The 12,288-nt window shown below is 63.2% G+C and carries 5 protein-coding genes; 3 read left to right on the forward strand and 2 right to left on the reverse strand.

What is annotated here, in order from left to right; all coding sequences use genetic code 11:
* Positions 1–7: 7 nt before the first annotated feature.
* Together pncA and ACTJKE_RS16920 are read right to left on the reverse strand one after the other, a co-directional pair.
* Positions 8–607 carry a bifunctional nicotinamidase/pyrazinamidase gene (gene pncA, locus ACTJKE_RS16915; RefSeq protein ID WP_057248164.1) on the reverse strand — a complete coding sequence of 200 codons (600 nt, stop codon included), beginning with the start codon at positions 605–607 and terminating at the stop codon, positions 8–10.
* Between the two features lie 176 nt (positions 608–783).
* The gene (locus tag ACTJKE_RS16920) at positions 784–1,965 is read right to left on the reverse strand and encodes a polysaccharide biosynthesis/export family protein (RefSeq protein ID WP_057248163.1); all 1,182 of its coding nucleotides are present in this window, start codon (positions 1,963–1,965) and stop codon (positions 784–786) included.
* A gap of 407 nt (positions 1,966–2,372) precedes the next feature.
* On the opposite strand from ACTJKE_RS16920, the gene ACTJKE_RS16925 reads away from it, so the two are divergent.
* The 3 genes from ACTJKE_RS16925 to ACTJKE_RS16935 all read left to right on the forward strand — a co-directional run bounded on the left by ACTJKE_RS16925 (position 2,373) and on the right by ACTJKE_RS16935 (position 12,233).
* Positions 2,373–9,881 (forward strand): type I polyketide synthase, encoded by a 7,509-nt coding sequence (locus ACTJKE_RS16925; protein ID WP_058329026.1) that lies wholly within the window; start codon positions 2,373–2,375, stop codon positions 9,879–9,881.
* Complete coding sequence (locus tag ACTJKE_RS16930; protein WP_058329027.1) at positions 9,878–11,293, forward strand: aminotransferase class I/II-fold pyridoxal phosphate-dependent enzyme; 1,416 nt, start codon at positions 9,878–9,880, stop codon at positions 11,291–11,293. Before ACTJKE_RS16925 ends, ACTJKE_RS16930 begins: the two co-directional genes overlap by 4 nt.
* 100 nt (positions 11,294–11,393) lie before the next feature.
* The gene (locus ACTJKE_RS16935) at positions 11,394–12,233 is read left to right on the forward strand and encodes an SDR family oxidoreductase (protein WP_058329028.1); all 840 of its coding nucleotides are present in this window, start codon (positions 11,394–11,396) and stop codon (positions 12,231–12,233) included.
* Positions 12,234–12,288 lie beyond the last annotated feature (55 nt).

Genomic DNA, 12,288 nt, shown 5'->3' on the forward strand with positions numbered 1-12,288 from the left:
TCTCGAACTAGTTCAGCTCGACACCGGCATCGCGCATGCGCGTGACCATTGCCTGAAGCGAACCGTTGAGGTCGATGCCCCGACAGGCCTCGAGAATGACGGATGTCGAAAATCCCTGTGTAACCGCATCAAGCGCAGAAAAGGCGACGCAGAAATCAGTCGCCAACCCACACAGCGTCACCTTCTTGATGCCGCGGTCCCTGAGATAGCCGGTGAGACCCGTCGGTGTCCGGCGATCGTTTTCGAAGAAGGCAGAATAGCTGTCGATCTCGGGCCGGAAGCCCTTGCGGATCAGGAGTTCGGCCCGCGTCCACGCGAGCGCCGGATGGAAATCGGCACCGGCTGTTCCCTGGACGCAATGATCCGGCCAGAGCGTCTGGCCGCCATAGGGCATGGCGATCATCTCGAACGGGGTCTTGCCGGGATGGCTGGAGGCAAAGCTCGAATGGCCGGCGGGATGCCAGTCCTGCGTCAGCACCACGTGCTCGAAGCGGCCAATCAAGCCGTTGATCATCGGCACGATCTCATCACCGCCTGCAACCGCAAGCGCTCCGCCCGGGCAGAAATCGTTCTGCACGTCCACGACGATCAACGCTTTATCCGCCATAGTTCATTCCTGCCTGCCAACGTCCATCGATCACCAAAATCGATTTAAGTCCAAGATCAATCACAGAATTTGAGCGGCGACAAGCCGCTTCCACGTGCTTTGAAAATCAGGAGGATAGATAAGCAAAAGGCGCCGACCCTGCGGTCGACGCCCCCGAGAAAAGCTGTTTAACGTGATTAGTTGCCGTTGAGATTGTCGGCGATCGAGAAACCGGAATTGGCGATGCCGACCGGCTGGGCGATGAAGTTGAGGAACTTCGAGAAGTCGACCGAGGGGTGGCGCGAAGCATAGATGACGTCGCGGTTCTTGATCGGGAAGGTCTGGCCGACGATCAGGCTATCCGGCTTGCTCATGTCGAAGCGGTAGACGATCGGGTAGCGACCCGTGCTGTCGGTCTTCATGCCCTTGCGCAGCATCTCGTTGAAACGCTGCTGGCCAAGCAGGCTCATGACGACATCAGGCTCTTCGTAACGGAAGATGAAATAGCCCTTCATGTCGAGCGTGTAGTCCGAGCCGCCGCCGGCAAGGCCCATGGCTTCGAGCAGGTTCAGGTCATTGGCGCCGAATTCGACACGCTGGTTGGCCTTGACTGCGCCGAGGATCGTGAAGCGGCGCGGGTCGCGCGATACGAAGATCTGGTCACCCGGCTTGACGTGGATGTTTTCCGACGGATTTTCGATAATCGACTTCAGGAGGACCGTTCCGGTTTTCTTGCCGCGCACCAGCGTGACATAGGTCTCGTAGGGCTGCGCAACGGGGCCACCCGCCTTGGCGATGACCTCATTGATCGTCTCGTCGACGAGGCTGAGCGGCACGACCGACGACTTGCCGACTGCACCGGAAACCGTGACGTTGCGCGAGGCGGTGCTCATGCTGGTGACGATGACATCAGGCTCGACCGCCTTCTGCTTCAGCGCCTCCAGGATCTCCTGGCGCGCCTGCTCCAGCGTCAGGCCGGCAAAGTTGACCGGACCGACATAGGGGATCGCAGCCTTGCCATCAGGCTGAACGACGAGATCGATGCTCGTCTGCTTGGACTCTGCCGTCGAGAACAGCCCGTCGCTGCCGGCTTCGAAGATTGAGACCTTGAGCTGGTCGCCGACGCCGATCACGACTCGGCCGACGCCGCCGCCAATGCCGAAACGGCGGTTGAGCGTCGACGAGACATAGTCGGAAACGAGGCGCGCGGAGCGGCCATCCACATCGACAATATCAAAAACGGTGGCATTTTGCCGGCCGATCTCGGCGCCGGATTGACCGGCATCCTTGACGATCGCCCCAGCCAGCGGCCCCTCGCCCGGAACGGCCTGGCATCCCACGAGGGCGGTACAAAGCAGAAGGGCACTGACTCGTTTCAACTACGACACTCCAAATTCGACACAGCCATGATTTTACTCACAGTTCCGTGCCGCATTATCTCCCGACCGGGAATTCGCCGGTCTCTGAAAAGCACAATCGCCGTCCCACAACAAGTCATCCGAAGACCAAGACGGGCAAAATATTTGGAGCCGCGTCTTTCTGGTCATACCTTCTCTACCTTGAGTGTGGTTTATCGCCCTATCCGCCTTGGATTGGCGTTGACAGCGTGTATATCTTCAGTCTTTGGGGTTGAAAGCTAGGGACTTTAAGTTAAAAGCTGACTAATGAGGCGGAACGAATATAGCTGGGGATAGCCTGGCAGCATGACGATTGGCGATTGCATTTCGGCCTCCGACGCGCAATCGCAGATGCAACTTTAGCGGCAGTTTAGAGCGTTCGATCATACATGGCTGTTGAGATAATTGGGCGAGCATGCCTCGCCCCTGGAGCAGAATCGCCTTCGGCGTTGTTCAAACTTCTTCGTCAGGGCAAGTGCACCGTCACCAGCATTCCGTCGGATCGCTGGGACGTCGCGCGTTTTTGGCACCCCGTCATGGGCACGCAGGGCAAGACCTATTCCTTTGCCGCCGGCGTGCTGGACCAACTCTATGATTTCGATCCCGCCGTCTTCGGCATGTCGCAGCGCGAAGCCATGTACATGGATCCGCAGCAGCGCGTGCTGCTTCAGCTCGCCTGGCGCGCACTGGAAGACGCCAATATCTCTGCAACGTCGCTGAATGGCGAGAATGTCGGCGTCTATATCGGCGCATCGAGCCTCGATCATGCCAACCTGACGGTCGAGGACCCGGCTGCCGCCGGCCCTTACTTCATGACCGGCAACACGCTGTCGATCGTTTCCAACCGTATCTCGCATATCTTTGGCCTCAGCGGTCCGAGCATGACGGTCGATACCGCCTGTTCCTCCTCGCTGGTCGCGCTCGACCAGGCGATGCGGGCTCTGACGTCGGGCGAGATCGACACCGCGATCGTCGGTGGCGTCAACATCCTTGCCCATCCCCTTCCCTTCGTCGGCTTCGCCCAGGCACGCATGCTTTCGCCCGAGGGGCTTTGCCGCGCCTACGACAATGACGGCGCCGGTTATGTGCGCGCCGAAGGTGGCGTGGTCTTCGTCTTGCGCCGCTCGGACAGGGCGCGCCGGGAGAAGGACCGCAGCTACGCGCGCATCGTTGCGACCGGCGTGAACTCGGCCGGGCGCACCAACGGCATTTCGCTCCCCTCCCGCGAGGCGCAGGCCAATCTTCTGCGGGCGATCTACGAAGGCAACGGCATCGACGCCAACCAGGTGGCCTTCGTCGAGGGCCACGGCACCGGCACCAAGGTCGGCGATCCCGCCGAGGTCTGGTCGATCGGAACGGTCATCGGCGCCAAGCGCCGGGCACCGGTGCCGATCGGTTCGATCAAGTCGAACATCGGCCACACGGAACCCGCTTCCGGCCTCTTCGGCATGCTGAAGGCCGTCATGGCGCTTGAAAACAACTATCTGCCGGCTTCGCTGCACTTCGACACGCCGAACGAACACATCGACTTCGACGGTCTCAACGTGCGCGTCACGGCGAACCCGATCGAGCTGCTGCGGGGAAAACGCGCTCGCCTTGCCGGCATCAATTCCTTCGGCTTCGGCGGCGCCAATGCCCACGTCGTCATCAGCGATCCGGAACCCGCGGCCGACGAAAGGGCGTCAAACCCATCGTCTTCCGGCCATGTCTTCCTGGCGAGCGCCCATACGGCGTCGAGCCTGGAGGCGCTTCTCAGCGACTATAAGGCGGCGTTCGCACATGCTTCCAAGGGGGAAGCACGGGCGATGATCGCCGCATCGGGTGCAAACCGCACCCACATGCGCCATCGCTTTGCCGCCCGCAGCGATCAGCCGGAAGATATCGTCCGCGCGATCGCCAGCCACCTGGAAAAGCCGGGCTCCGGCATCGGTGAAGTCGGCGAAGCCGTCGTCCGCGACGCCAAGGTCGCCTTCGTCTTCTCCGGCAACGGCTCACAATGGGCCGGCATGGGCGTCGAAGCGTTCCGCGAGAACCTGCATTTCCGTCAGTGCTTCACCTCGGTCAGCGCGCTGTTCAAGTTCCACTCCGACATCGCATTGACCGATCTTCTCACCGATCCTGATCTCGACAAGAAGCTTGCCGATACGAAGATCGCCCAGCCATTGCTCTTCGCGGTGCAGGCCGCCCTCTCCGACTCGCTGGTTGCCATGGGCGTCAAGCCGGTCGCGGTCTTCGGCCACTCCGTCGGTGAAATCGCCGCCGCCTACGCCGCCGGTGCGCTCTCACTGGTCGACGCCGTTTCGATCGTGGCGAAGCGCTCGCTGCATCAGGACCTGCTTGCCGGCCACGGCACGATGGCGGCCGTCATGCTCGGAGAAGACGCCGCCCGCGCCTTTGCCGAGGCGCGCGGTCTCGACAACCTCTGCGTCGCAGCGGTCAATGCCCACAATTCCGTGACGATCTCGGGACCGGCCGACCAGATCTCGGCCTTCCGCGACGCTGCGCGCAAGGCGAAGATCCCGGTCCAGATTCTCGACATCAACTATCCCTTCCACCACCCGATCATCGATCGGGCGAAGGACGCCTTCCTCTCCGACATTCCGGATATCGCACCGCGGCGCACCGAGCTCGCCTATCTGTCGACGGTCACGGGTGCCGCGCTCGATGGCACGCAACTCGATCCGGACTACTGGTGGAAGAACGTGCGCGAGCCGGTCCGCTTCCAGGCGGCCGCCGAGGCCGCGATCGAGATGGGTTGCCGCCTGTTCATTGAAATTTCGCCGCGTCCGATCCTGTCGTCCTATGTCAAGGAGACGATCAAGCAGGCTGCAGCCCCGGGCATGGTCGTACCGACCCTGCTCCGGGATGTCGGCGAAACCGGCCAGGACCCGATTTCGGCAGCGATGGCGCGTGCCGTCGCGCACGGCGCGGTGGTCGACACGACCCGCGTCTTCGGCAAGCGCAACGCTTCGATCGCCCTTCCCAGCCTGCCGTTCGAGCCCGTCGAGCTGCGCCCCGCAGCAACGACCGACGCCACCGACCTCTTCGGCCGGACCGCCAAGCCCTACCGCCTGATCGGCTGGCGCAGCGACCCGAACAGCGGCAGCTGGAAGAACCATGTCGACGCCCATCTCTTCCCCGACCTCGCCGAACACGTCGTGGACGGCAAGGCGATCCTGCCGGGCAGTGGCTTCATCGAAATCGCTGTCGCCGCTGCACAGCAGTTCTACGGCAGCGACGAAGTTGAGATCACCAATCTGGAGATCGTTCGCCCGCTGGAACTCAGCGATACGAAGATCATGGAGCTGTCGACGGTGCTTTCGCCGGAGACCGGCGACATCGAGATCCGCTCGCGCGAACGGCTGTCGGAAGACGATTGGGCCGTGCATGCGGTTGCCCGCTGCCGCAAGCCATTGCCGGCCGAGGAGCGCGCCTATCCGTCGCTTGCCGGCTTGGCGAAGACCGCAACGGTTGCGCCTGGCCGTGCCTATGAGACGGCGAAACAGTTCGGTCTCGACTACGGCCCGCGCTTCCAGCTGCTGGCCAAGGCCGTCGCCTATGGCGATCGGCTTGTCGATGTCGAGCTGAAGACGCCTGATGCAGCTGGCCATCCGCTCGTCACCTACGCCTTGAACCCGATCTCTGTCGACGCAACCTTCCACGGGCTTGTCGCCCTCTTCGATCGTTTCACCGGCGACAAGAGCGGTGCCCCCTATATCCCCGTGCGCTTCGGTTCGGTGCGGGTCGTCAACGGCAGCCAGCCAATCGCGCGCGCAATGATCGAGATCGAGCGCGTCAGCCCCAATTCGATCAAGGCGAAGTTCCATTTCTTCGACAAGTCGGGCGCACCGATCGCGCACTTCGAGGATTGCCGCTTCCGCCGTACCTATCTGCGCAAGCACAAGACGCTCGACGCGCTGTCCTTCCACTACGAGGCCGTGCAATCGGAAGCGACGCTGCCGGGTCTGCAGGGTAAAGCGCCGGCGCCGATCAAGATCACCATGCCTGCCGCCAGCGAAGCCGGCGTCGACAACACGACGTTGCTCTTCAACGCAGCCATCTATCGCGCCTGCCAGGAGATTGCGCTCAAACTCGCCAAGGGTCGATCGACCATTCAGGGCAACAACCTGCCCGGCGATTTTGCCTTCCAATGTTTCCTGACGAGCTGCCTCTACGTCCTGGAAGACGCCGGTCTCTGCGAGCACAAGGACGGCGTCTGGACGATTGCTCAGGACTTCAACCTGCCGAGCGTCCCGGAGATCCTGCGCGAACTCTATGGCGAGCGGTCCGACCGCGCCGTCGAAGCCGTCTTGATCAACAATGCCTATGCGGAGGCCCTTGCGCGCCTTGACGCGCTCCAGGCCGGCGACGAAACGGCTCATGGCACCACCTTCATCAGCGATGCCACGCTTGATCATCAAGCCGTCCACTCCGGGGCAAGCCGGGAGCGGATGGCGTTCGTCCTCGAGGCGCTCGAAAAGATCCTGACTTCGGCATCTTCCGGCGCGCGCCTGCGCATCGTCGAACTCGGCAGCGTTTCGTCCGCCTTTACCCGCCGACTGGCGACGCTTGCCGAAAAGCACGGCGCAAGCCTCACCGTATTCGAAGCGCGCGACAACGCCCAGCGTGGGCTTGAATTGGCCTTCGAGAACGACGCCCATGTGCGCATTCTCAAAAAGGGTGAGCTTGCAACGCTCACGTCCTTCGACCTCGCAGTCAGCGCCTCTGACGGGCTTTACAGCCTGATCGAGGACGACGTGGCGGTCCGCACCGCGCTTCGCTCGACGCTTCGCGATACCGGCGGGTTGATAGCCGCCGTCAGCGCGCCATCGCTCTTCAACGATTTTGCCCTCGGACTTTCCGAGGGGTGGTTCGCCCGCAGCCAGACCGCGGAATTCCCGATCGGCAATCTTGCGGCGGTCCCGCACTGGCAGAAATGTTTCGGTGATCTCGATCTGCGCGACGTCAATATTGCAGATCGCGAATGCGCGAGCGGCAATGTCATCCTGCTCGAAGCGCGCGGCGCCGCCGCGGCGTCCGTAAGTGCCGAAGCACCGGCTACCGGCCCCTATCTGCTGCTGCAGATCGCGGGCGGCAAGGGCAACAAGCCTTCGGCATCGGCTATTCCGGTCAATCTCAGCGGCGATATCGCAGCCGACAAAGCAGCGCTTCTCAGCGGTTTCGAGGCCCTTGGCGAACAGCCGCTGCGGGCAATCTTCCTCGCGTCGCCGACAGCTGCATCCCGAACAGACGATTCCGCTTCGCTGCAGACCCAAATCCTTGCTCTCGGCGCCTTTGCCGAAGCCTTGCGTCAGCATATCGGCGGAGCCGAGCCTGCTGGCGAAAATCGTCCGCGTCTCGTGCTCGTCGCGCCAGGCGGAGCCCCGATCGCGAGCCGGACAACGGGCAAAACGGTTGCAAGCGACGGCGTCAATGCCGGTCTCTGGGCCTTCGCCCGCGTGCTTCAGAACGAATATGAGTTCCTCGAAGTGCACTCGCTCGATATCGACGGTTCGCCGACCACGATCGAGCAGATCGCGGCAGCATCTCCGCTGCTCGGCAGCGCCAACGCCAACCGCGAGTGGCTGCTGGAGGGACAAGACGCGGCGCTTTCCGAAATCCGTGCCGTGCCCGGCCCGGTCGACAACGCCCATGCGGCGATCGACACCTTCAAGGCCGCAACGATCCGTCAGCGCGTCAGCTCGCAGGTGGGCAGCATCGTCTGGGAAGAGAGCGACATTCCCGCCGCAGGTCCGGGTGAAGTCGTCGTCGCGGTTGCCGCGACAGGCCTCAACTTCCGCGACGTGATGTGGGCGATGGGCCTGCTGCCCGAAGAAGCGCTCGAAGATGGTTTCGCAGGCGCGACGATCGGCATGGAACTCTCCGGCCACGTGGTTGCCGTTGGCGAAGGCGTCGACGATCTCGTGGTCGGTGATGCCGTCATGGCAATCGCCTCATCCGCCTTCTCGACCCACGCCGTCGTCTCACGCGCCGGCGTCGCCAGGTTGCCGCAGACTGTCAGCCCGGTTGCCGCAGCAACGGTGCCTGTCGCCTTCCTGACCGCCTATTACGCCATGGTGGAACTCGGCCGCATCCAGCCGGACGAAACGATCCTCATCCACGGCGCTGCCGGCGGCGTCGGCCTTGCCGCGCTGCAGGTCGCGAAACTGAAGGGTGCCAAGGTCATCGCCACGGCAGGCACGCGCGAGAAGCGCCGCTTCCTGTCGATGCTGGGTGCCGATCACGTCTTCGATTCCCGTTCGCTCGGTTTCGTCAACGACGTTCGCGCCGTAACGGACGGAGAGGGTGTCGATCTCGTTCTGAATTCGCTCTTTGCCGAAGCCATGGAACAGAGCCTGGCACTCGTGAAGCCCTTCGGTCGCTTCCTCGAGCTCGGCAAACGCGACTACTATGCCGACAGCAAGATTGGTCTCCGGCCCTTCCGCCGCAATGTCAGCTATTTCGGCATCGACGCCGACCAGCTGCTGGTCAATCAGCCGAAGCTCACCAAGCGGATCTTCACCGAGATCGGCGCGTTGTTCGAAGACGGCAAGCTGACGCCGCTTCCCTACCGTGCCTTCGACTTCGACGAAATCGGCAATGCGTTCCGGCTGATGCAGAATGCGGGCCATATCGGCAAGATCGTCGTGTTGCCGCCGGTTGCTGGTAAGCATCGCGTTGCCAAGCGTCCGCATGGCGGCATGCAGGTCGATCCGAACGGCATGCATCTCGTCGTCGGCGGCATCGGCGGTTTCGGTCTGGCTGCTGCCAACTGGCTCGTCGAAAAGGGCGCGACGACGATCGCGCTCTGCTCGCGCCGCGGCCAGGCGGATGCCGAAACGACGGCGATGATCGAGGCCTGGGCGAAGGCCGGCGTGTCGGCAACGGTACACGCCTGTGACGTCACCGACCCGACGGCGACCGAGCGTCTCCTCAAGGAGTTGCGTGCGATTGCACCGCTCCGCTCGATCGTCCACGCCGCCATGGTGCTCGACGACGCGCTGATCAGCAATCTCAATCGCGAGCGCAACCGACCGGTCATTGACACCAAGGCCAAGGGCGCAGCCGTTCTCGATCAGCTGACCAACGACGACAAGCTCGACAACTTCATCCTGTTCTCGTCGGCGACGACACTTGTCGGCAACCCGGGACAGGCGAACTACGTCGCCGCCAACGGCTACCTCGAAGGTCTCGCCCGCGCCCGTCGCGCCCGCGGTCTTGCGGGTCTTGCCGTCGGCTTCGGCGCGATCGCCGACAAGGGTTACCTGGTCCAGAACACCGATGTGAACGACCTGCTCGCCAAGCGTATCGGCAAGACGGCGCTGAAGGCACAGACGGCGCTCGACATGGTCGAGAGCCACCTGGCCTTCGATCCGGGCACCGTCGATGCGGCCACGGTGATGATCTCGGAGATCGACTGGTCGGCTGCGCGCAACCTGCCGGTTGCCAAAAACGCCCTCTTCGAAGTCATCCTGCGTAGCGCCGACCAGCACGCCACCGGCGGCGAAGGCGCCCAGATGGACCTCGTCGCAATGATCGAGGGCAAGTCGCCGCAGGAGGCCGAGGACATCCTCTTCGACCTCGTCGCCGGCGAGATCGCCGCGATCCTGCGCGTATCGAAGGATACGGTCACACGCAGCAAGGTGCTGAAGGAAATCGGCCTCGACAGCCTGATGGCGGTCGAACTCGGCATGAGCTTCCAGCAGAATACCGGCTTCGACATGCCGCTCAGTGGGGTCGCGGACAACACGACGGTTGGCGATGTCGCCCGCAAGCTCTATGAGAAGGTCAGCAAGCGCGACCAGAGCGACGATGCCGAGCCCGCCGACGACAAGATCGTCAACGAACTCGCACAGCGGCACGTCGGCACGGCGAAGGAAAAAGCACAGAGCCAATGAGCACGAACGGAAACGGTCCAGGCGCATCCAAGATGACCAGCAGCCTCAAGGAGAACCTGCTGGACCGGATGCGGAACACGCATCAATCCTCCGAGCGCAACCGCATGGCGCGCTCGGAGCGGGAGATGCCGCCGCCGGCGCGCCGGCAGCAGGCCCGTTTCGAAGATCTGCCGGAATACAAGCAGGTGATGACCCAGAAGTTCGCGAGCGAGCAACTCGGCATCGCCAATCCGTTCTATCGCGCGCACCAGACCGCGGCCGGGGCGACCACCGTCATCGACGGCCGCAAGCTGATCAACTTCGCCTCCTACGACTACCTCGGCCTCAACCGCCATGCGGAGGTGCTGGCCAAGGCGCGGGATACGATCGGCACCTTTGGCATCTCAGCCTCGGCGAGCCGCCTCGTCGCCGGAGAGCGGCCGGTGCATATGGCGCTCGAAGAGAAGATCGCGGGTTTCTACGGCGTCGATGCCGCCGTCTGTTTCGTCAGCGGTTACCTGACCAACGTCGCTGCCATCAGCTGCCTGATGGGCCCGAAGGACCTCGTCGTCCATGACGAGTTCATCCACAACAGCGCGCTTGCCGGCATCAAGCTCTCGGGCGCGACCCGGCGGCTGTTCAAACACAATGACGTCGCCGATCTCGAACACGTGCTGCGCACCGTCGCGGGCGACTATCGCCGCATCATGGTCATCGTCGAGGGCATCTACTCGATGGACGGTGACGTCGCCGACCTGCCGGCTCTTCTGAAGCTCCGGGCCGAATACGGCTTCTGGCTGATGGTCGACGAGGCGCACTCGCTCGGCGTCCTCGGCAAGACCGGCCGGGGGCTTGCCGAGCATTTCGGCGTCGATCCGCATGAGATCGACGTCTGGATGGGCACGCTGTCGAAGACCACCTCGAGCTGTGGCGGTTACATCGCCGGTAGCGAAGCACTGGTCGAGGTGCTCAAGGCATCCGCCGGCGGCTTCGTCTACAGCGTCGGCCTTGCGCCGGTGCTGGCCGCATCCGCCACCGCGAGCCTCGACGTGCTGGAACGCGAACCGGCGCGGACGGCGGCATTGCGCCGCAACGGTGCCCTGTTCCTGAAGCTTGCCAAGGAAGCCGGCCTCGACACGGGTCTCAGCAGCGGCTTTTCCGTCGTCCCGGTCATCGTCGGCGATTCCTTGCGTGCCGTTCAGCTTTCGAACGACCTGCTTGCCGAAGGGGTCAATGCACTGCCGATCATCCATCCAGCGGTGCCCGAGGGGCTGGCGCGCCTGCGCTTCTTCATCACCAGCGACCATACGGAAGAGCAGATCCGCCGGACGGTAACATTGACGGCGGAACGGCTGACGGACCTTACCGAGCGAAACTTCGGACTGGGCGGCATCGACATCGACGAGATGATGAAGGCACTCTCGGCGCGCTGACTAGAGATCACCGCGTGTGCCGCCGAGTTGTTTTCACGCAAATCCGGACGCAAAACCGCTTCGCACTTTTCCTGGAATTGCTCTTGAGCGGGATATCAGCATGACGCATGTGATCATCACCGGTGGCTCGAGCGGTATCGGATTTGCGGTTGCGTCCATCTACGCGGCTCGTGGCGCCCGCGTCTCGCTGATCGCGCGCTCCCGGGACCTCTTGGAACGGGCGCAAGCAGACCTGGCCCGCTCAGGCGCTAGCGGCGCCGACAACATCAGGATCGAGGCTGCCGATGTTGCTGCGGAAAGCGATGTCGAGGCGGCGATCCTACGGTGCGAACAAGCCTTCGGTCCCTGCGACATCCTGGTGACATCGGCAGGTATCGTCGAGCCCGGCCGTTTCGAGGAACTCGACAGCGCTTCATTCCGACGCCAGATGGAAACCAACTTCTCCGGCACGGTGCACGCGGTCCGTGCTGTCTATGACGGCATGAAGCGGCGTGGCCATGGCCGGATCATGATGATCTCCTCCGGCGCCGGCCTCATCGGCATCTACGGCTATTCCGCCTATTGCGCGTCGAAGTTCGCGCTGCACGGCTTCGCCCAGGCGCTGCGCTCGGAAGCCTGCGCCCACGGCGTCAGCGTCTCCGTGTGTTTTCCGCCGGATACGGAGACACCCCAGTTTCAGCGTGAACTCGCAAGCCGTCCTCCGGAAGCGGCCAAAATCATGGGCACGGTCCGTCCCTGGCCTGCCGACGCCGTGGCGAAGACAATCGCCAAGGGCATCGACCGCGGGCGGTTCGAAATCTACTTCGGCACCACGCTCTTTCTCCTCGGCCGCTTCGCGCCGGCCATTCGTCCCTTGCTCAACTGGTGGTTCGACAGGGCGATTGCGCGCGGCGGCAACACCGCGACGCATAATAGTGGAGTGTCGGAGCGCCGGACCTGACGGCGCTTGTACGTCCAAGCGATAAGATCTAAGTGTCGGGCGGACGCTGTGCCGC

The sequence above is a fragment of the Ensifer sp. 22521 genome, from assembly GCF_052044795.1.
In the GTDB taxonomy this organism is placed as follows: domain Bacteria; phylum Pseudomonadota; class Alphaproteobacteria; order Rhizobiales; family Rhizobiaceae; genus Ensifer.